This window comes from Streptomyces sp. NPDC086549, assembly GCF_044746205.1.
Lineage (GTDB): Bacteria > Actinomycetota > Actinomycetes > Streptomycetales > Streptomycetaceae > Streptomyces.
The window spans coordinates 220,013-240,462 of record NZ_JBIVBS010000016.1 but is presented as its reverse complement, the minus strand read 5'-3'; the positions used below and the strand labels follow the sequence as shown (position 1 = coordinate 240,462).

General features: G+C 71.6%; 20 protein-coding genes and 1 pseudogene. 14 read left to right on the top strand and 7 right to left on the bottom strand.

The features are described 5' to 3' along the window. The 3 genes and pseudogenes from ACIPSA_RS39035 to ACIPSA_RS39025 form a co-directional block, all read right to left on the bottom strand. Positions 1 to 189 (bottom strand): annotated as a pseudogene (locus tag ACIPSA_RS39035) (hypothetical protein); the annotation flags it as partial. Between the two features lie 22 nt (positions 190 to 211). Beyond that, positions 212 to 1,255, bottom strand: a complete 1,044-nt coding sequence (locus tag ACIPSA_RS39030; protein WP_402643765.1) for a zinc-binding dehydrogenase — start codon at positions 1,253 to 1,255, stop codon at positions 212 to 214. A 267-nt stretch (positions 1,256 to 1,522) separates the two neighbouring features. Then, positions 1,523 to 2,419 carry an EamA family transporter gene (locus tag ACIPSA_RS39025; RefSeq protein WP_402643763.1) on the bottom strand — a complete coding sequence of 299 codons (897 nt, stop codon included), beginning with the start codon at positions 2,417 to 2,419 and terminating at the stop codon, positions 1,523 to 1,525. 68 nt (positions 2,420 to 2,487) lie between these two features. Between ACIPSA_RS39025 and ACIPSA_RS39020 the strand changes: the two genes are divergently transcribed. From ACIPSA_RS39020 to ACIPSA_RS38990, 7 genes are all read left to right on the top strand, one after another. Continuing rightward, positions 2,488 to 3,342, top strand: coding sequence for a LysR family transcriptional regulator (locus ACIPSA_RS39020; RefSeq protein ID WP_402643762.1), 855 nt, complete (start codon positions 2,488 to 2,490; stop codon positions 3,340 to 3,342). A 97-nt stretch (positions 3,343 to 3,439) separates the two neighbouring features. Continuing rightward, positions 3,440 to 4,090 (top strand): GntR family transcriptional regulator, encoded by a 651-nt coding sequence (locus ACIPSA_RS39015; RefSeq protein WP_402643760.1) that lies wholly within the window; start codon positions 3,440 to 3,442, stop codon positions 4,088 to 4,090. Positions 4,091 to 4,137: 47 nt separating this feature from the next. Continuing rightward, positions 4,138 to 4,917, top strand: coding sequence for a PIG-L deacetylase family protein (locus ACIPSA_RS39010; protein WP_402643757.1), 780 nt, complete (start codon positions 4,138 to 4,140; stop codon positions 4,915 to 4,917). Then, a complete protein-coding gene (locus ACIPSA_RS39005; RefSeq protein WP_402643754.1) occupies positions 4,914 to 5,624 on the top strand; it encodes a 4-carboxy-4-hydroxy-2-oxoadipate aldolase/oxaloacetate decarboxylase in 711 nt (236 codons plus the stop codon). Before ACIPSA_RS39010 ends, ACIPSA_RS39005 begins: the two co-directional genes overlap by 4 nt. Then, positions 5,621 to 6,742 carry a 4-oxalomesaconate tautomerase gene (locus ACIPSA_RS39000; RefSeq protein WP_402643752.1) on the top strand — a complete coding sequence of 374 codons (1,122 nt, stop codon included), beginning with the start codon at positions 5,621 to 5,623 and terminating at the stop codon, positions 6,740 to 6,742. The genes ACIPSA_RS39005 and ACIPSA_RS39000 overlap by 4 nt, the downstream gene beginning before the upstream one ends. Next, positions 6,723 to 7,673 carry a VOC family protein gene (locus ACIPSA_RS38995; RefSeq protein ID WP_402643750.1) on the top strand — a complete coding sequence of 317 codons (951 nt, stop codon included), beginning with the start codon at positions 6,723 to 6,725 and terminating at the stop codon, positions 7,671 to 7,673. The genes ACIPSA_RS39000 and ACIPSA_RS38995 overlap by 20 nt, the downstream gene beginning before the upstream one ends. Before the next feature lie 147 nt (positions 7,674 to 7,820). Further along, on the top strand, positions 7,821 to 9,146 hold the full coding sequence (locus ACIPSA_RS38990) for an MFS transporter (RefSeq protein ID WP_402643748.1): 1,326 nt from the start codon (positions 7,821 to 7,823) through the stop codon (positions 9,144 to 9,146). Positions 9,147 to 9,228: 82 nt separating this feature from the next. Here the strand turns inward: ACIPSA_RS38990 and ACIPSA_RS38985 are convergent, their stop codons facing one another. Both ACIPSA_RS38985 and ACIPSA_RS38980 read right to left on the bottom strand, forming a co-directional pair. Continuing rightward, positions 9,229 to 9,996, bottom strand: a complete 768-nt coding sequence (locus ACIPSA_RS38985; RefSeq protein WP_402643747.1) for a DUF2690 domain-containing protein — start codon at positions 9,994 to 9,996, stop codon at positions 9,229 to 9,231. Positions 9,997 to 10,192: 196 nt separating this feature from the next. Beyond that, entirely contained in the window at positions 10,193 to 10,723 is a 531-nt protein-coding gene (locus ACIPSA_RS38980; protein WP_402643746.1) for an SH3 domain-containing protein, read from the bottom strand. Positions 10,724 to 10,966: 243 nt separating this feature from the next. On the opposite strand from ACIPSA_RS38980, the gene ACIPSA_RS38975 reads away from it, so the two are divergent. From ACIPSA_RS38975 to ACIPSA_RS38945, 7 genes are all read left to right on the top strand, one after another. Further along, the gene (locus tag ACIPSA_RS38975; RefSeq protein ID WP_402643743.1) at positions 10,967 to 11,491 is read left to right on the top strand and encodes a MarR family winged helix-turn-helix transcriptional regulator; all 525 of its coding nucleotides are present in this window, start codon (positions 10,967 to 10,969) and stop codon (positions 11,489 to 11,491) included. Between the two features lie 61 nt (positions 11,492 to 11,552). After that, on the top strand, positions 11,553 to 12,353 hold the full coding sequence (locus tag ACIPSA_RS38970) for a DUF817 domain-containing protein (protein WP_402643741.1): 801 nt from the start codon (positions 11,553 to 11,555) through the stop codon (positions 12,351 to 12,353). 165 nt (positions 12,354 to 12,518) lie between these two features. Beyond that, positions 12,519 to 14,003: a family 43 glycosylhydrolase gene (locus ACIPSA_RS38965; RefSeq protein WP_402643738.1), complete on the top strand. Its 1,485-nt coding sequence runs from the start codon at positions 12,519 to 12,521 to the stop codon at positions 14,001 to 14,003. A 35-nt stretch (positions 14,004 to 14,038) separates the two neighbouring features. Then, positions 14,039 to 15,484, top strand: coding sequence for a family 43 glycosylhydrolase (locus tag ACIPSA_RS38960; RefSeq protein WP_402643736.1), 1,446 nt, complete (start codon positions 14,039 to 14,041; stop codon positions 15,482 to 15,484). Between the two features lie 115 nt (positions 15,485 to 15,599). Then, complete coding sequence (locus ACIPSA_RS38955) at positions 15,600 to 15,980, top strand: DoxX family protein (protein ID WP_402643734.1); 381 nt, start codon at positions 15,600 to 15,602, stop codon at positions 15,978 to 15,980. Between the two features lie 26 nt (positions 15,981 to 16,006). Then, complete coding sequence (locus ACIPSA_RS38950) at positions 16,007 to 16,444, top strand: peroxiredoxin (RefSeq protein ID WP_402643840.1); 438 nt, start codon at positions 16,007 to 16,009, stop codon at positions 16,442 to 16,444. 54 nt (positions 16,445 to 16,498) lie between these two features. Continuing rightward, positions 16,499 to 18,838, top strand: coding sequence for a SpoIIE family protein phosphatase (locus ACIPSA_RS38945; RefSeq protein ID WP_402643733.1), 2,340 nt, complete (start codon positions 16,499 to 16,501; stop codon positions 18,836 to 18,838). A gap of 55 nt (positions 18,839 to 18,893) precedes the next feature. Here the strand turns inward: ACIPSA_RS38945 and ACIPSA_RS38940 are convergent, their stop codons facing one another. Together ACIPSA_RS38940 and ACIPSA_RS38935 are read right to left on the bottom strand one after the other, a co-directional pair. Next, positions 18,894 to 19,328, bottom strand: coding sequence for a cupin domain-containing protein (locus ACIPSA_RS38940; RefSeq protein ID WP_402643732.1), 435 nt, complete (start codon positions 19,326 to 19,328; stop codon positions 18,894 to 18,896). A gap of 121 nt (positions 19,329 to 19,449) precedes the next feature. Next, on the bottom strand, positions 19,450 to 20,325 hold the full coding sequence (locus ACIPSA_RS38935; RefSeq protein ID WP_402643730.1) for an oxidoreductase: 876 nt from the start codon (positions 20,323 to 20,325) through the stop codon (positions 19,450 to 19,452). Positions 20,326 to 20,450 lie beyond the last annotated feature (125 nt).

Genomic DNA, 20,450 nt, shown 5'->3' with positions numbered 1-20,450 from the left:
GGCCGCCGGTACCCGGCTGTGCCCGCCGGTACCCGGCTGTGCCCGCCGGTACCCGGCTGTGCCCGCCGGTACCCGGCTGTGCCCGCCGGTACCCGGCTGTGCCCGCCGGTACCCGGCTGTGCCCGCCGGTACCCGGCTGTGCCCGCCGGTACCCGGCGGCAGCCCCGGCTTCAGGAAGACGTTGCCCATGTGCTCGGCCGCAGGTGCGCCTTTACTCGTCGAAGGTGACGACGACCTTCTCCGCTGCCCCCGGGGTCAGTGTGAGCTCGAAGGCCCGGCCGGCCTCGGCGAACGGGACGCGGTGGCTGATCAACTTCTCGAAGCGCTCGTGGTGCTCGACGAGTTCGGGGGTCACCTCGAAGATCTCAGTCGGGTAGCCCTGGGAGGCGACGAGGGTCAGCTCGCTGCGGAGCATGCCGCCGAGGTCGATCTCGGTGCCCTTCTTCTGCACGGCCACCATGACCAGTCTGGCGTGCCACTTGGCGTTGGCGACCACGGTGTTGAACACGGCCGCGGCACCGGCCGCGTCGATGTAGATGTCGGTGCCCGGCCGGGGCTGGCCGAGGGCGTTGGTGCTCTGACCGTGCAGCTCCGTCAGGCGCGCGGTCACGTCCTCCTCGGAGGAGTCGATGACTGCGTCCGCCCCCACGGCCAGTGCCTTCTCCAGCCGTCCCGGGACGACGTCGACCACTACCACGTGCTCCACGCCGCGCAGTTTCAGCCAGATGGCCGCGCCCAGGCCGATCGGTCCGGCGCCGAAGACGACCACCTTGTCCCCCGGCTCGGCCTCGGCGCGGTTCACGGCGTGGCGGGAGACGGCCATCGGCTCGTTGAGGGAGGCGACGTCGAAGGGCACGGTGTCGGGGAACACCGCGACGCTCCTGCCGACGACGGCGTTCTCGATGAGCAGGTACTCGCTCATACCGCCGTACCTGCCGCCGCAGCCGATGATGCCGGTCGGCGCGTCCTGCGGGTTGACGACCACGCGGTCGCCGGCCTTCAGGTCCGTGACGTCGGCGCCCACTTCGACGATCTCGCCGGCCGGCTCGTGGCCCAGGGCGACGGATACCAGGTTGCCGCCGAGGTGGGCGCGCGCCGGCATCCCGCCCATGTGCAGGAAGGTGACGTCGGTGCCGCAGATGCCGCAGGCGCGGATCTTCACCAGCACGTCCCTCGGACCGGGCGCGGGGCGCTCGACGTCCACGACGTCGATCTTGCCGACGCCACCGGTCCGGACGGACTTCATCGTGGTCATGGGGCGACTCACTTTCTGGCTGTCTCCGAAACTTCTGGCGGGGACTCGCGGCTGGGGCGGCCGGGCGCGCGCCGGGGAGGCGGTGTCCTCGGGCCGCCGTCGGACGGGGGGAGTGAACCGGCGGCCGACCCGAGGACCGCGCCGATCCCCGTCCCCACGGGTCCGACGCGCGGGAGCCGCCCCCGCTCAGGGCGGCTCCGGTCCGGGCATCTTGCTTGAGTCAGGCAAGCACATGTGAGTTACTTGAGTCAAGCAAGCTAATTTCCGTCAGTCGCGCGTGGTCAGGATGCTCAACGCGTTGGCGGTGACGACCGCCCCCATGCTCGCCCACTCCCAGACGCCCAGGCCCTGGCCGAGGACGCCCCACCCGACCACGGCCGCGAGCACGGGATTGACGCTCATGAACAGCCCGAACGTCTGCGCGGGCACCTTGCGCAGGGTGAGCAGGTCGGCGAGGTACGGCACGGCCGAGGAGAGGACCCCGGCCGCGACCGCGCACAGTACGGCACCGGCCGTGGGCGGGTGGCGTACGGCGACGACGGCCCCGATCGGCAGGAAGGCCAGGGCGGACACCCCCGCGGCGGCCGCCGCGCCCTGTGCCCCCGGGATGCGTCGGCCGACGACCCGGTTGAGCAGGATGTACGACGCCCAGCAGCAGGCGGCCACCAGGCCGAGGCCCATCCCCACGTAGTCGGTGGACGGCTGGGGGCGCATCAGGACGACCACCCCCGCCGCGGCCAGCACCGCGCACCCGGCGTCCAGCCGGCGGCGCGAGGCGGCCAGTGCGACGGCGAGCGGGCCGAGGAACTCCAGGGTCACCGCGAGCCCGAGGCCGATCCGGTCGATGGCGCTGTACAGGGTCAGGTTCATGGTGCCGAAGACCACGGCCAGCAGCAGGACCGGCCACCACTGCTGCCGGGTGAAGGCCCGCACCCGCGGCCTGCCCATGGCCAGCAGTACGAGCGCGGCGACGTACTGGCGCACCGCCACGACACCGAGGGGCCCCAGGACGGGGAAGGCCAGCGAGCCGATCGCGGCGCCGGTCTGGTTGGACAGGCCGCTGCCGAACATGGCGGCGACACCGGTCAGGCGCCGGCGCTCGGGAGCGGGGGGCGGGGCGGCCTGAGGCGCCGCGACCGCGGAGTGTTCGGGAGCTTGTCGCATGGCGCGATGGTGTGCCGCCGCGGAGCTTGCGCAAAATGCATGCGCACCCCGATCTATACGCTGGACGCATGGATCTGGAACTGCGGCAGCTGCGCTGCCTCGTGGCCATCGTCGACGAGGGCACCTTCACCGACGCGGCGATCGCCCTCGGCGTCTCCCAGGCCGCGGTCTCCCGGAACCTGGCCTCGCTCGAACAGGCCCTGGGGACGCGGCTGTTGAGGCGGACCTCGCGGGAGGTGACCCCCACGGCGACTGGGCTGCGCGTGGTGGCGCAGGCCCGGCGGGTACTGGCCGACGTGGCCGACCTGGTCCGGGAGGCCGCTTCCGGGCACACCCGGCTGCGGATCGGCTACGCCTGGTCGGCGCTGGGCCGCCACACCGTCGCCTTCCAGCGCCGCTGGGGTGCCGCCCACCCCGGGACCGACCTGGACCTGGTGCGCGTCAACTCGGCCTCCGCGGGCCTCGCCGAAGGTGTCTGCGATCTGGCGGTCGTCCGCAGGCCGCTGGACGACCGCCGGTTCGACTCGGCCGTCGTTGGCCTCGAACGCCGACTGTGCGCCCTGGCCGCCGACGATCCGCTGGCCCGGCGCCGTTCGGTCCGGCTCGCGGATCTGGCCGGCCGGATCCTCCTCGTGGACCGCCGTACCGGCACCAGCACCCCGGAGCTCTGGCCGCCCGACTCGCGCCCGGTCGTCGAGGAGACGCATGACGTCGACGACTGGCTCACCGTGATCGCCGCCGGCCGCTGCATCGGCGTGACGGCGGAGTCCACCGCGAACCAGTACCCGAGGCCCGGCGTCGTCTACCGGCCGGTGCGCGACGCCGAGCCGGTCGCGGTCCGCCTGGCCTGGTGGCGGGACGACCCCCACCCCGCCCTGCAGGCGGTGATCGAACTGCTCAGCGACCTCTATCGAACGGGCTGAGGCCGCCCCTCCTTGCGGGCAATACGGCGGACAAAATTGTTGACAATCTTGTTTGGCTAGATTTACGTTCGACAGGCACTCACTCAGGGAGGGCACGATGCCGGAAGAAGCCCGTCCGACCACCGGAGAGCAGGCCAAACAGCATGCGCTGGCGCAGCTGCGGCAGGCGATCCTGCACGGCGAGATGGCACCGGCTCAGCGGCTGGTGGAGAACGAGCTCGCCGAGCAGTTCGGTGTGACGCGGGCCAGCATCCGGGCGGCACTGATCGATCTGGAGGCGCAGGGACTGGTCGAGCGGATCCGCAACCGCGGCTCGCGGGTGCGGGTGGTGACCGTGGAGGAAGCGGTCGCGATCACGGAGTGCCGCATGGTCCTGGAAGGGCTGTGCGCGGCGAAGGCGGCCGTCACGGCCGACGACGCGCAGCTGACCGGGCTCGCCGACCTCGGGCAGGCCATGAAGAAGGCCGTCGCCGACGGTGAGCCGGTGACCTACTCCGAGCTCAACCACGAACTGCACGACCGGATCCGGCAGATCTCCGGCCAGCGGACCGCCGTCGAGCTGCTGGAGCGGCTGAACGCCCAACTGGTGCGGCACCGCTTCCAGTTGGCGTTGAGGCCGGGGCGTCCGCAGCAGTCCCTGAACGAGCATCTGGCGATGATCGAAGCGATCACGGCCAGGGACCCGCAGGCGGCCGAAGCGGCCGTCCGCGCCCACCTCACGAGCGTGATCGACGCGTTGCGGGGCTGATGCCCGGGGTGGTGGGCGCACACCTGTCCATCAAGGAGATGGTTGTCATGACGCACCCCAACGCGCCCACCCCACCACCGTCCACCCCACCACGGTCCACCCCACCACGGTCCACCCTCGTCGTCACCGCGCACGCCGGGGACTTCGTGTGGCGGGCGGGCGGAGCCGTCGCCCTGGCTGCCTCCCGGGGCGAGAAGGTCACCATCGTGTGCCTGACCTTCGGGGAGCGCGGCGAGTCCGCCAAGGCGTGGCGCGAGGGGAAGAACGTCGAGGAGATCAAGGCGATACGCCGAGAGGAGGCCGAGAAGGCCGCCGCCGCCCTCGGCGCGCAGGTCCGTTTCTTCGACGCCGGCGACTACCCTCTGGTCGCGAGCGCCGAGCTGACCGACCGACTGGTCGCCGTCTACCGCGAGACACAGCCCGACATCGTCCTCACCCACCCCGCCGAGGACCCGTACAACGGCGACCACCCGGCCGCCCACCGCATGGCACTGGAGGCCCGCGTCCTCGCCCAGGCCATCGGCTACCCGGGCCCCGGTGGGATCATCGGCGCCCCGCCCGTCTTCTGCTTCGAGCCGCACCAGCCGGAGATGAGCGGTTTCAGGCCCGAGGTGCTCCTCGACATCACCGAGGCGTGGGAGACCAAGCGCAGGGCCATGGAGTGCCTCGGTGCCCAGCAGCACCTGTGGGACTACTACACCGACCTCGCAGTCCGCCGCGGAGTGCAGCTCAAGCGCAACGCCGGACCCAACCTCGGCCTGGCCCACAGGACGATGGCCGAGGCGTACATGCGTCCCTACCCGCAGATCGCGAAGGAACTGGCGTGAGCGGCGTCATCGTCACCGACCCGCCGAAGGCCGACCCCGGGGACGTGGACGCGCTCGCCGGTCACGGCGTCTCCACCGTGCACGAGGCCATGGGCCGCACCGGCCTGCTCCCCGTGAACCTGCGCCCGATCCAGCAGGGCACCCGGATCGCCGGCACCGCGGTCACGGTCCTGAGCCGGCCCGGCGACAACCTCATGATCCACGCCGCAGTCGAGCAGTGCGGCGAGGGTGACATCCTCGTCGTCACCACCACCTCGCCCTCCACGGACGGCATGTTCGGCGAGCTGTTCGGCACCGCGCTGAAGCGGCGCGGAGTGCGCGGCCTCGTCATCAACGCCGGCATCCGCGACACCCACGAGCTGCGCGCGCTGGACTTCCCGGCCTGGTCCGCCGCGGTGTCCGCGCAGGGCACCGTGAAGGCGACCGGCGGCTCGGTCAATGTGCCGGTGTCGATCGGCGGCCAGCTGATCCGCCCCGGCGACGTGATCCTCGCCGACGACGACGGTGTCGTGGTCGTGCCCCGCGAGCGGGCCCGGCAGGCGGTCGAGGCGTCCGAGGTCCGCGCGGCCAAGGAGGCCGCCTCCCGCGCCGCCTTCGCCGACGGCCAACTGGGCCTCGACCGGTACGGGTTGCGTGAGACCCTCGTCCGGCTGGGCGTGACGTACCGGACGTACGAGCAGTACACGCAGGACGGAGCCGGGGCGTGACCGGGCCCGCGGAGGTGCGCTGCATGCTCATGCGCGGCGGCACCTCCAGGGGCGCCTACTTCCTGGCCGACGACCTCCCCGCGGACACCGCCGCACGCGACGACCTGCTGCTGCGCGTCATGGGCAGCCCCGACCCGCGTCAGATCGACGGCATCGGCGGGGCCCACCCCCTGACCAGCAAGGTGGCCGTGGTCTCGGTGTCCGACGATCCCGAGGTGGACGTCGACTACCTCTTCCTCCAGGTCGCCGTCGACCGGCCCGAGGTCAGCGACCGGCAGAACTGCGGCAACCTCCTGGCCGGGGTCGGGCCGTTCGCCGTCGAGCGGGGGCTCGTGGCCCCCGGTGACGGGGAGACGTCCGTGCGGATCAGGATGCTCAACACGGGAGAACCGGCCGTCGCCACCTTTCCCACCCCGGGCGGCCGCGTCGACTACACGGGTGACGCCGAGATATCCGGGGTGCCGGGGAGCGCGGCCCCCGTGGGCATCCGGTTCCCGCAGGGCAGCCGCCCGCTGCTGCCCACCGGCAACGTACGCGACACCGTCGCCGGCACCTCGGTGACCTGCGTGGACAACGGGATGCCGACCGTGCTCATCCCGGCGTCCGCAGTCCAGGTCACCGGCTACGAGGAGCCCGAGGACCTGGAGAAGGACCGGGCGCTCGCCGGCCGTCTCCGTGAGATCCGGCTGACGGCCGGACGGCTGATGGGCCTCGGTGACGTCGATTCCACCACCGTGCCCAAGCTCAGCCTGCTCGCCCCGCCCCGGCACGGCGGCGCGGTCACCACCCGCACCTTCATCCCCGTACGCTGCCACACCTCCATCGGAGTCCTGGGCGCCGCGAGCGTGGCGGCGGGCCTGCGCCTGCCCGGCGGCGTGGGGGAGGGGATCGCCCGGCCACCCGCCCGAAGCGATCGCATGCGCATCGAACACCCCACCGGATTCCTGGACATCGACACCCGCGTCGACCCCGGATCCGACGGGTCCCCACCGGCCGCCCGCCGCACCGCCGTGGTGCGCACCGCCCGGAAGCTCTTCGACGGCACGGTCTTCCCACGCTCTGCCGCCCCCGCCGCCGCACGCCCTCTTGGAGGCAACGATGGCCCCGCCCCTCGGTGACATCGCCCATATCGGCCACGCCCAGCTGTTCACCCCGGACCTGGACGCCAGTGTCGTCTTCTTCACCGACTACCTGGGGCTCACCGTCAACGGGCAGGACGGGGACACCGTCCACCTCCGCACCTTCGACGACTACGAGCACCACAGCCTGGTCCTGACCGCCCGTGACCGGCCGGGCCTCGGCCGGCTCGCGCTGCGCACCTCCAGCGAGGAGGCCCTTGGCCGCCGTATCGAGGCGATCGAGGAGGCGGGCGGCTCCGGTCGCTGGGTGGAGGACGAACCCGGCCTCGGCAAGCTGTACGTCACGGCCGACCCGGACGGGCACGAGCACGCCCTGTACTGGGAGAGCGAGCACTACCGGGCCCCCGACGAGCTCAAGCCCGCCCTGAAGAACCAGCCGCAGGCCAAGCCCGACCGGGGTGTGGGCGTGCGCCGCCTGGACCACATCAACTTCCTCGCCGGCGACGTGCTCGCCAACGCCGAGTTCCAGGAGCTCGTCCTGGGTGCCCGGCCCACCGAGCAGATCCGGCTCGACAGCGGGAAGATCGCGGCACGCTGGCTGACCTTCACGAACAAGTCGTACGACGTGGTCTACACGTCCGACCGGACGGGTTCGACCGGACGGCTGCACCACATCGCCTTCGCCACCGACACCCGCGAGGACATCCTGCGCGCCGCCGACCTGGCGATCGACACCGGTGTGTTCATCGAGACGGGCCCGCACAAGCACGCCATCCAGCAGACGTTCTTCCTCTACGTCTACGAGCCGGGCGGCAACCGCATCGAGCTGTGCAACCCGCTCACCCGCCTCGTCCTGGCCCCGGACTGGCCGCTGATCACATGGACCGAGGCCGAGCGCGCCAAGGGGCAGGCGTGGGGGCTGAAGACCATCGAGTCCTTCCACACCCACGGCACGCCACCGGTGGCCTGAGCCCTTCCGGGTACGCAGGACGCCGAGGCGGCTCGATTGTCGATGAGATTGTTGACAAAAATGTTGACGCTCCGTCTCCGGCTGCTTAGCGTCTTGCGCACCACCGTCCCCTCCAGGGAACGCCTCCTGGACGAGAGGAAAACAACGATGTCCTCCTCCTCCGCCCTGTCCGCCCGGGGCAGCAGACTGGCCGCCCTGGTCGTCGGCCTGTGCTGGCTGGCCGTGCTCTTCGACGGCCTCGACATGTTCATCTACGGCTCGGTGCTGCCCCACCTGCTGGCGACCAAGACCTTCGGCCTCACCCCCGACCAGGCCGGCGACCTCGGCAGCTACGCCACGTTCGGCATGCTCGTGGGCGCCCTGACCGCGGGCACGGTCGCGGACCGGATCGGTCGCAGGAAGCTGATGATCGCCTGCGTCACCCTCTTCTCGCTGGCCTCCGGGGTGTGCGCCATGGCGGGCAGCGTCGAGGTCTTCGGCCTCGGCCGGGCCCTGGCCGGTGTCGGGCTCGGCGGCCTGCTGCCCACCGCGATCAGCATGGTCTCCGACTACGCCAAGGGCGGCCGCGGTGCCCTCACCATCGGCGCGCTGATGACCGCCCACCACGCCGGCGGCATCCTCTCCGCCTACGTGGCCAAGTGGCTCGTCGAGCCCGTCGGCTGGCGCTCCGCCTTCTGGGTCTGTGTACTCCCGCTGCTGTTCGTCCCCGTGCTCGCCCGGATGATGCCCGAGTCGCTGAGCTTCCTGGTCGCCAAGGGGCGCACCGATCAGGCCCGTGCGCTGGCCGCCCGCTACGAGGTCGAACTGCCCGCCGCGGCCGGCGGGAAGACGGCCGCCGGCCGCTGGGACGCCCTGCTCCACCTGTTCCGCGGCGGCGAGTGGCTCCAGACCCTGCTGTACTGGCTGGCCTCCTTCGGCGGTCTGCTCCTCGTCTACGGCGTCGCCACCTGGCTGCCCACCCTGATGCGTGGCGAGGGCTACAACCTCGGGTCCGCCCTGACCTTCGTCGTCCTGTTCAACCTCGGCGGCATCGTGGGCATGCTGGTCGCGGGCCGCGCCGCCGACGGCCTCGGCGCCCCGCGCATCTCGGCGCTCTGGTTCGCGCTCACCGCGGCCGGCGTCTTCCTGCTCAGCGTCCGCATGCCGCTGGGCGTGACCTTCCTGGTCGTCTTCCTCACCGGCGTGTTCCTCAACAGCGCGCAGGCGATGATCTACGCGACGGTGTCCATCCGCTCCACCCCGGACAACCGTGCCACCGCCGTCGGCTGGACCTCCGGCATGGGACGCTTCGGCGCCGTCTTCGGCCCGTGGCTCGGCGGCCAGTTGCTCGCCGCGGGCAACGGCGACTTCGGCTTCACCGCCTTCGCCCTGGCCGGCGTCTCGTCCATGGTGTTCATCGGCCTCGCCGCCCTGCGCTCGGCGAGGCAGCCGGCGTCCGGCGGCGCGCGGCAGGAGGTGATCGCCGCCGGCTGACCGTCTCCGCGCCCGCGCCCACGCCCACGCCCGCGCCCGCGCGCGGCGCCGTGTCCGGACCCGGGGCGCGGCGCCGCGCGTCTCACCGCCGTTCCCCGGCCTCCTCCACATCGAGGCCCGTGCAGGCCAGTTCGCCGTCCACCTCCGCGCACGCCTCCACGCCCCGCAGCGACGGCACGGCGAGCATCGGGCTGGTGTTCCCGGTGGAGTCCTCGGCCGGATAGGTCGCCGAGAGCACGTCCTCGCCCGCGCGCACGGAGATCTCCCGGGTGTGCGGGGAGTGCATCCGCACCTCCGACCAGACGGTGCCGCAGGCCGGTGAGTAGCGCAGCCGGACGTCGTACGCGGTGTCGGTGACCGTGCTCTTGGTCTGCGCGTCGCGCACACAGGCCGACACGTCGGGCAACTCGCCCACGCAGGACCTGCCGTGGCAGCGGGGGGAAGCCGTGACGGTCTGTGTGCCGGGCGGGCTGTGCCGGGCGGACACGGCGAACGCGGCGGCGCCCGCGGCGGCCACGGTCAGCAGGGCGAACGCCGGCAGTCGCCCCAACCTGCTCCGGCCCGGGCGCACTTGGCCGCCGTCTTCGGGAGGGCTCGCGTCCGGCGGCCCGTCGGAGGCCTCCCACAGTGCCAGTACGGGGGCGGGATCGACGCCCGCGATCCGGGCAAGGGCGTCCACGGCCGAGCGGGGAGGCCGCTGGGTGCCTGCCAGATAGCGGTGCCACGCGGACTTGCTGTAGGGGGTGCGGGCGGCCAGCGCCGCCAGGCTCAGTCCCGTACGGTCCTTCAGTTCGCGCAGTCTCACCACCAACGGCTCGTCCGGCGTGGTCGGTTCTTGGGGCTGCCGCATGGTGCGTCCCTCGACTCCAATTCCGCTATGTGCGTTTCATCCTTGTTGTCGCAATGGCTTCCCGGGAAGTGGAAGCCGCAACCTGGGGTGAGGTGTGAGGAGGGTGAGGTACGGGCGCACGTCGAAGGCCTGTTCGGAGACGGGTGGTCCCGAACAGGCCTCGGCGGTCAGGGGGCAGGGCGGGTCGGCGGAGTCGTCAGCACCACGGCAGGGCGGTGCCGACCCGTACGTAGCGGGCGGAGACGTAGCCCCTGTGGTGGGTGAGCCGGTACCAGGTGTGGTTGCCGAACACCCGGGACCCGTGCGTCTTGCAGGTCAGTGCCACGAGGTGGTTCCCGTGCCGGTGGCCGACCACGCGGTAGCCGGTGCCCGGGCCGGAACGGACGTTCAGGGCGAGGCGGTGCGTGGTCACGCGCCCCACGGCGGGCAGGCCGCGGCGGTACACGGCGCGCCGGGCGGCGCGGTGGACGCGGTGCGTGCAGTGCGTGGTGCGGTGCGCACGCCGGGACGTGCGGTGGGTCTTGTGGTGCGCCTTGCGCTGCTTCGCCGGCTTGTGCCGGGCGGGGGCGGGAGCGGGGAGCAGTGAGGGCAGGGAGTACTGTGCGGAGGCGGTGGGCGCCGGCTGCGGCACGGCGTGGTCCGCCTCGGCGGCGCCGGCCGCGGTGGGCAGGAACGCGAGCACCGCGACCGTCGCCAGCAGGCCGCTCGTCAGGGTCCGTCGGATCATCGAAACCTCCGGGCTGTCGTTCGCGTGACCACGAGGCGTGATCACGACACTGAGCGTTTCCGTGACGACCCGTCAGGATGCCGTCCCCGCGTCCCGTGGAACGCGGGGGACGTCCCGGGGGACGTGTGACCCCAGCCCATCCGGTCGTCTGCGGGGGCCGTCGAGTAGTCTCGGCGCCGTGGGCCGGGTAGGTGTGCGCAGTAACTTACTTGAGTTACGCAACGATCTGGTAAACTGGTGGGTATGCCCACAGAACCGCTGCCCGTCGCCCCCGCCGCGTCCCCGGAGGTGGTCGAGATCGAGCGTGCCCTGACGCGCATCACCTACCTGAGCACCCGGGCCCGGCAGCACGAACGGCTGATGGCGCTCGCCGGTGTGCCGCTGGACCGGGCCGCGGTCGCGCTGCTGCGCCAGGTCGCCGACTCCGAGGCGCTGCGGCCGGGGGAGCTGGCGCAGCGGCTGGGCGTCGAGGCGTCCCATGTGACCCGTACGGTGCAGCAGCTGCAGAAGTCGGGCTACGTCACCCGGGTCCCCGACCCCGACGACCGCCGCGCCCAGCGCATCCAGCTCACCGAGGCCGGCCGGGACGCCGTCGGCCGGGTCCGGGACGCCGGAGCCCGCGGCATGCAGCTCGCCCTCGCCGAGTGGAAGCCCGAGGAACTGCGGCAGCTGGCCACGCTCTTCCACCGCATGGTCGACGACTTCCTGTCGTACGCGGTCGAGGACGAGTCCGGCCAGGAGGCCGGCGCGCCGGTGACCACGGCCTGAACGACCCGACGCAGTACTGCCGGGACCGCAACCGCCGGCCCCGCGCAGACGTCTACCTGGCATGTCCAAGATCAAGCAGCGCGTCGGGGTGCTCGTCCGTCAGGTGGCACTGTTCGGATGGGTCCAGGCCCGCTGCTGCGCCTTCGCGGTCGCGCTGTTCGGCGGCATGGCGGTCGTGCGGCTGCTGCCGCCGCTCCCCGTCGCACGCTACGACCTGCTGCTCGCCTACGGCGTGCTGCTCACGGCGGTGTGCCACCTGCTGGGCTGGGAGACCCGCCGGGACGTGGCGGTCGTCGCCGTCTGTCATGTCCTGGGCCTGGTCTTCGAGTTGGTGAAGGTGCACGTGGGGGCGTGGAGCTACCCCGAGCCCGCGCTGACGAAGGTGGCCGGGGTTCCGCTGTACGGAGGGTTCATGTACGCGGCGGTCGGGAGCTACGGCTGCCGGACCTGGCGGTTGCTCGACCTGTCGTTCACGGGCTATCGCGCCCGCCTCACCGCCGTACTGGCCGCCTGCCTGTACGTCAACTTCCTCACGCATCACTGGCTGCCGGACCTGCGCTGGGTCCTGGGCTGCCTGCTGCTGTGCGCGACCTGGGGCACCTGGACGTACTTCACGGTCGGCGAGCGGCGCCACCGCATGCCGCTCGCGCTGTCCTTCACCCTGGTCGGATTCTTCCTGTGGCTGGCGGAGAACGTGGCCACCTACCTCGGTGCCTGGCGCTACCCGTACCAACTCCACGGCTGGGAACCGGTGTCGGTGTCGAAGTGGGTCTCCTGGGCGCTGCTGATCACGGTCTCCTTCGTCGTCCGCGCCAACTGGCCGGCCGGACCGGCTCCTCGGGCCGTCGCACGGTACCCGTGACCTTTTGTGCCGTCCGGTCCGGGCGGCTTCACGCCCCGTTCAGCTCAACTCTCCCGACCCATTGACGTGTTCTTGCCACACCCTTACCGTCTGGTCGAAGTTCCGTACGTTGTTCGAAATCCCGCACGATCTCGGACAAGAAGCCGCCGGAAGGGACTACTGACCGTGTTCCGAACCCGTCACTGGCTCGTGCTCGGAGCGGCGCTGCTGGCCGTGCTCGCGTCGCTCGTGACCACGCAGCCCGCAGCCGCGGCCGAGGGCCGCCCGTACACCAACCCGGTCAAGGCGCAGAAGGGCGCCGACCCCTGGCTGGAGTACTACAACGGCAGCTATTACCTGATCAACACGACCTTCACCGGCGAGCTCACCATGCGGAAGTCCCCGACGCTCGCCGGGCTGGCCACCGCCCCGAGCGTGCAGGTGTGGGCCGACTCCACTGCCGGGCGGAACGCCAACATGTGGGCTCCGGAGTTCCACTACTTCAACGGCCACTGGTACCTGTACTACGTGGCCGGGCAGGCCGGAGCCGCCTGCTGCGACACCCAGCGCACCCATGTGCTGGAGAGCGCGGGCTCCGACCCCATGGGGCCGTACACCTACAAGAACACGCTCACCGGCTCCAACCTCACCCCGGGCGGCTGGCTCATCGACCCCAGCGTGCTGGAGTACGGCGGCAAGCTGTATCTGGTCGGCAGCGGATTCGTCGGCGGCAGCGCGCAGAGCCTGGTCATCGCGCCGATGAGCGATCCGTACACCCTGAGCAGTTCCGCCTTCACCGTCATCTCGCAGCCCACGCTGAGCTGGGAGACCTCCGGCGCCCCCGTCAACGAGGGCCCCGAGCCGCTGTACCACGACGGCCGGACCTTCCTGACCTTCTCCGCCAGCTACTGCCAGACCGCCGACTACAAGCTGGGCCTGCTGGAACTCACCGGCAGCGACCCGCTCGACCCCGTCTCCTGGACGAAGTCGCAGTCCCCGGTCTTCCAGCGCGACGACGCGAAGGGCGTGTACGGCCCGGGCCACAACGGCTTCTTCACCTCGCCGGACGGCAGCGAGAACTGGATCGTCTACCACGCCAACAGCTCGGCGAGCGGCGGCTGCGGCAACGCCCGCACCACCCGGGCCCAGAAGTTCACCTGGAACGCCGACGGCACCCCGGACTTCGGCACCCCCACGGCCACCGGCACGACACTGGCCGGACCCGCCGAGGAGACCGCCACGACCCCGACGGCGTACACGCTCGTGAACCGCAACAGCGGCAAGTGCCTGGACGTCGCGGGCGGCAACACCGCGGACGGCACCAATGTCCTGCAGTGGACGTGCAACGGCGGCGCCAACCAGAAGTGGCACGTCGAGGACCAGGGCGACGACACCAGCCGCCTCGTCAACGTCGCCACCGGCAAGGTCCTGGACACCGCGGACTGCTCCACCGCCGACGGAGCCGACATCCGGCAGTGGTCCTGGCTGAACAACAACTGCCAGAAGTACCGCCTGATCTACACCGGCAGCGACTACGTCCGGATCGTCAACGCCAACAGCGGCAAGGTCGCCGACGTCGCCGACTGCTCCGCCGCCGACGGCGGCGACGTACGCCAGTGGACCTGGCTGGACAACACCTGCCAGCAGTGGCGCCTGACGCCCACCACCTGATCCCGCTCCACCGACAGAGAGGAAGACCGATCTCCGTGAAACGCATCGTCGGACGGGTGCTGACAGCCGTCCTCGCCGTACTCGCCCTGCTCGTCACCGCCACCCCCGCGCACGCCGCCGCCCCCACCTCACCCGCCGTGACCTTCACCAACCCCCTCGTCGAACAGCGCGCCGACCCGCACATCTTCAAGCACACCGACGGCTACTACTACTTCACCGCGACCGTCCCCGAGTACGACCGGATCGTGCTGCGCCGGGCCACCACCCTCCAGGGCCTCTCCACCGCCCCCGAGACCACCATCTGGACCGAGCACGCCAGCGGCGTGATGGGCGCGCACATCTGGGCGCCGGAGATCCACTACATCGACGGCAAGTGGTACGTCTACTTCGCCGCCGGGTCCACCAGCGATGTGTGGGCGATCCGGATGTACGTCCTGGAGACCAGCGCCGCCAACCCGCTGACCGGAACCTGGACCGAGAAGGGGCAGATCACGACGGAGTGGGAGAGCTTCTCCCTCGACGCCACCACTTTCGTCGTGAACGGGGTCCGGTATCTCGCCTGGGCACAGCACAACCCCGGCGAGGACAACAACACCAGCCTCTTCATCGCCAGGATGGCCAACCCATGGACCATCAGCGGCACACCGGTGGAGATATCGCAGCCCACCCTGTCCTGGGAGACGGTCGGCTACAAGGTCAACGAGGGCCCGGCGGTCATCCAGCACGGCGGAAAGGTCTTCCTGACCTATTCGGCCAGCGCCACCGACGCCAACTACTGCCTGGGCATGCTCACCGCGTCCGCCTCCGGTGACCTGCTGGACGCCGCCTCCTGGACCAAGAGCCAGCAGCCGGTCTTCAAGACCAACGCCTCGGCCTCGCAGTACGGGCCCGGCCACAACTCGTTCACGGTCTCCGAGGACGGGAAGTCCGACATCCTCGTCTACCACGACCGCAACTACAAGGACATCACCGGCGACCCGCTCAACGACCCCAACCGCCGCACCCGTCTGCAGAAGATCTACTGGAACGCCGACGGCACCCCCAACTTCGGCATCCCGGTGGCCGACGGCGTCACCCCGGTCCGCCTCTCGTCGTACAACTACCCGGACCGCTACATCCGCCACTGGGACTTCCGCGCGAAGATCGAGGCGAACGTCACCAACCTCGCCGACTCCCAGTTCCGGGTCGTCACCGGCCTCGCGGGCAGCGGCACGATCTCCCTGGAGTCGACGAACTACCCCGGCTACTACCTCCGCCACAAGAACTTCGAGGTCTGGGTCGAGAAGAACGACGGCACCGCCGGCTTCCAGAGCGACGCCTCCTTCTACCGGCGCTCCGGCCTCGCCGATTCGGCGGACGGCGTCTCCCTGGAGTCGTACAACTACCCGGGCCGTTACGTCCGCCACTACAACAGCCTCCTGTACATCCAGCCGATCAGCACCACGCTCGGCGAGGCGGACGCGACCTTCTACCTGGAGTAGGTGACCGGACGACGGTGTCGCGGGCCGCGCGAACGCGGCCCGCGAACCCGGGGACCTTGATTCCCGCGACGCCTACCGTCCAGTAATATCCGGCCAGGTCGTCAGAGGAGGAACCGTGCCCCGGTCCGAACGCTCACCCCTGCTGCTAGCCGGTCTGCTGGCCACCGCGGGGGTCGCCCACTTCGCCGCTCCCCGGCAGTTCGATGCGACGATTCCGAGGATGCTGCCGGGCTCGCCCCGGACGTGGACATACGCGAGCGGGGTGATGGAGCTGGCGCTCGCCGCGGGCGTGGCGCTGCCGCGGACCCGGGCGGCGGCAGCGCGGGCCGCCGCCGCGTTCTTCGTCGGGGTGTTCCCCGCGAACGTGCAGATGGCCGTGGACTGGCGGCACCGCCCCGCACCGCTGAAGGCGGCGGCCATCGCGCGGCTGCCGCTCCAGGTGCCCCTGGTGCTGTGGGCCCGTGGTGTCGCGCGGAACGGGGAGGGCCGGTCGTGAGCGAGCGTGTCGACGTCGGCGACAAGATGGAGGACTTCGCGCTGCCGGACGAGACCGGCACGACGCGGAGGCTGTCGGAGCTGCTCGCCGACGGGCCCGTCGTGCTGTTCTTCTATCCCGCCGCGCTGAGCGCCGGCTGTACCGCCGAGGCCTGCCACTTCCGTGACCTGGCGGCCGAGTTCGCCGCCGTCGGAGCACGGCCCGTCGGGATCAGCGGTGACTCCGTGGAGCGCCAGCAGGAGTTCGCCGGGCGCCACACGCTCGGTATGCCCCTGCTGTCCGACGCCGACGGAACGGTCCGGGAGCGGTTCGGTGTGAAGCGCGGCTTCTCCCTCGCGCCCACCAAACGTGCCACCTTCGTCATCGCGCAGGACCACACGGTCCTGGAGGTCGTCCGCAGCGAACTGCGCATGGGCACCCATGCCGACCGGGCGCTGGCCGTACTGCGCACCCGGCGGGGGTGAGGGGAGCCGCGTTCGCGCTTGATGCGCCGGAACAAAGGGATCATCCTGGGGCGTATGGAGCATGTCGCGGCCGCGGCGATCATCGACGCCCTGGGCATCGTGACGGGGTGGAGCGAGGGCGCGCGGCTGCTCACGGGCCACCGTGCCGAGGAGGTCGTGGGGCGGCCCGCGGCCGGACTCCTCGACGGGGAGGTGCCGGAGCGGACCGTCGCCGCACGCGCCGGTGTCGTCGCCCTGCGCCACCGGGACGGCCACCGCGTCGAGCTCGCGCTGACCGCGTGCCCCGTGCTCGGCCCGGACGGCCGGCCCACCGGACACGTGGTCACCGCCGACCGGCCCCGGGGAGCCGAGCCCGCGCTGGCGGGCCAGGTCTTCCAGCAGGCGTCCATGTGTATGCAGGTCTTCGACACCCGCCAGCGCTACCTGCGCATCAACGACGCGGCCTGCCAGGAGATGGGCGTGTCGGAGGAGGGGCTGGTCGGCCGGCTCTTCATGGAGAGCGTGGAGGATGCCGAGCACAGCCGGGGCTTCCAGCGCCATCTGCGCCAGGTCGTGGAGACGGGCATGCCGGTCCGCTACGAGGCCTTCAGCAACGCGCCCGCCCTGAACCGGGACCACGCCTGGAGCGTCGAGATGTGGCCCGTGAAGGACTCCTCCGGCGAGCTGACCGCGGTCGCCCTGGCCGCGCTCGACAGCACCGACCAGTACTGGGCCCGCAAGCGGCTGGCACTGCTGAACGAGGCGGCGACCACCATCGGCACCACCCTGGACGTGGTGCGCACCGCCGAGGAACTGGTGGAGCTCCTCGTACCGAAGTACGCCGACTTCGCCAGCGTGGACCTGCTCGACTGGGTCCTCGGGGCCGACGAGCTGCCCATGGTCCCGGTGGACGACGTCGTGGTGCGCCGCGTCGCTCACGGCTCCACCAGGGAGGGCGTCCTGGGCGCGGCGGTGCACCTCGGCGAGACGCACCTCTACCAGGCGTCCTCGCCGCCGGCGCGAGCGCTGCGGGAGGGCCGGGCGGTGCTCTGCCAGGCCGGCGAGCCGGGATTCGTCCAGTGGCTCGCGGAGCGCGACGCCCGCTCGCCCGAGGGCCGACCCTACCGCCAGGGCGTCCACTCCATGATCGCGGTGCCGCTCCGGGCCCGCGGCATCACCCTCGGCGTCGCGGCGTGCGTCCGTATGGCACACCCGGACGACTACGTCGCCGATGACGCCGTGTTCGCCGAGGAACTGGCCAGCCGCGCCGCCGTCTGCATCGACAACGCGCGCCGCTTCGCCAAGGAGCGGACCACCGCCCTGGCCCTGCAGCACAGCCTGCTGCCGAGGGGACTGCCCGGCCAGGCGGCGGTCGACGTGACCCACCGCTATCTTCCGAGCGGGTCCCTGGCGGGCATCGGCGGCGACTGGTTCGACGTGATCCCGCTGTCCGGCAGCCGGGTCGCCCTGGTCGTGGGCGACGTCGTGGGGCACGGCATCCAGTCGTCGGCGACCATGGGCCGGCTGCGCACGGCCGTGCGGACCCTCGCGGACGTGGACCTGCCCCCGGACGAGCTCCTCACCCACCTGGACGACCTGGTCACCCACCTCGCGGCCGGGGACGGCGGCGAGGAGGTGGCCGAGCTGGGCGCCACCTGTCTGTACGCCGTCTACGACCCGGTCTCGTGCCGCCTCAGCCTGGCCGCGGCCGGCCACCCCGCACCGGCCCTCGTCCTGCCGGGCGGCACCGCCGAGCTCGTCGACGTGACAGCCGGGCCACCGCTCGGCGTGGGCGGGCTGCCCTTCGAGGCGGCCGAACTGGAACTGCCCGAGGGAGCGGTCGTCGCGCTGTACACCGACGGCCTCGTGGAGGACCGCGAACGCGACGTCGACCGGACGACGGAGGAGATGCTGCGTGCGCTGACGGCACCGGCCGACTCGCTGGAGGCCCTCGTCGACAACGTGCTGAAGGCCGTCCTCCCGGAGCAGCCCGGCGACGACGTGGCCCTGCTGCTCGCCCGCACCCGGGCCCTCGGAGCGGACCGGGTGGCCACCTGGGGCATCCCGCCCGATCCCGCGCACGTGGCCGTCGCCCGCCAGGCGGCCACCGAGCAACTGGCCGCCTGGGGGCTGGAGGAGACCGTCTTCGTCACCGAACTCGTGGTCAGCGAACTCGTCACCAACGCCATCCGCTACGGCGTACCGCCCATCCAGCTGCGGCTGATCCGGGACCGCGCGCTCATCTGCGAGGTCTCCGACGGCAGTTCCACCTCACCGCACCTGCGCCGGGCGCACGCCTTCGACGAGGGAGGCCGCGGTCTGCTCCTCGTCGCCCAGCTCACCCAGCGCTGGGGCAGCAGGCAGACGGGCAGCGGCAAGACGATCTGGGCCGAACAGCCGCTGCCCGGTACGTGATCATGGAACGGCGGCGGTGATCACGGAGCGACGCCGTTGATCATCGATGCGGTCGTCACTGGAAGGAGCAGCCCGGATTCGGCGCGTCCTCGGAGAACGGGGCGCCGTGCGGCAGGACGTACAGGACGTCGAGGACGAGTGGCTTGTCGCCCCGGTTGGCACCGAGATGGACGTCGCCCGGCCCGCCCGGCTCGTACACGGTGGTGCCTGTCCGGTACAGGCCGTCCTGGGCGCAGTCCGCGTGGTAGTGGGTGAGGGTGCCCTGCCTGACGTAGCCGTAGACGGGGCCGTCGTGGTAGTGCCAGCCGGTGGTCTGCCCCGGCGGAATCGTCACCTCCCGCAGGACGTAGTCGGTGCCGCCCACGGTGGTCCGGCTGATGACCCGTCCGGTGACGCCCGGGCCGGCGGGCGTGGCGTCGGCGGTGCCGCCGGCCAGGACGGTGCCGGCGACCACCGCCCCGGCTATGGCGGTACGGAGCGCGTTGCGCATGCGAAAGGCCTCCTGGGACGAAGAGACGTAGATCGAGTACCGCCGTGAACATAAAGGCCCGGAGGGGCAGTTGGGGGCGGAACCGGTCGATCCGGTGGGGTCGGCCGGCTTCCGCGCGGGATCAGCTCCCGCCCTGCCGCCCGATGCCGTCCAGCTCGGCGATCGCGTCGGCGGGCAGGACCAGGCCCGCGGCGGCGATGTTCTCGCGCAGGTGCTCCGGCGAGGAAGTGCCCGGGATGAGCACGATGTTCCGCGAGCGCCGCAGCAGCCAGGCCAGGGCGACCTGCTGCGGTGAGGCGTTCAGCCGTGCGGCGACCCTGGTCAGCGTCTCGGACTGCAGAGGGGTGAAGCCGCCCAGCGGGAAGTACGGGACGAAGGCGATGTTCTCGGCCGCGGTGCGTTCGACCAGGGCGTCGTCCTGCCGGTTGGCCAGGTTGTACAGGTTCTGCACGGTGACCACGGGCGCGATGGTCCGGGCCTCGTCGAGCTGCGCCGCGGAGGCGGTGCTGAGCCCGAGGTGGCGGATGAGGCCCTGCTGCCGCAGCTCGGCAAGCGCGCCGAACTGGTCGGCGATCGAGTCCTCGTTCGGGGTGTCCATGTCACCGAGGCGCAGATTGACCACGTCCAGGGTCTCCAGGCCGAGGTGCCGCAGGTTGTCGTGGACCTGCGCCGTCAGGTCCGCGGGGTGCCGGGACATGATCCAGGCGCCGTCGGCACCGCGGCGGGCACCGACCTTGGTGACGATGCGCAGGCCCTCGGGGTAGGGATGGAGGGCCTCCTTGATGATCTCGTTGACGACCACGGGACCGTAGAAGTCGGCGGTGTCGATGTGCGTGATGCCCGCCGCCACCGCCTCGCGGAGCACCGCGACGGCCCGGTCCCGGTCCCTGGGCGGACCGAAGACGTGCGGCCCCGCGAGCTGCATGGCGCCGTAGCCCATGCGGGTCAGGGCCAGACCGTCGACCGGGGTGAAGGTTCCGCCGAGCGCTGCAGACATGTCGTACCTCTCGTGCTGTCCGTCGCGGCGGGCCGTCGATCCGGCGGCCCGCTCTCGGCGCCCACCCTGCGCCGGCGGCACGGGCGACGGCAGTGTCCCCCTGATCCTGGGAGTGGCAGGGCCAC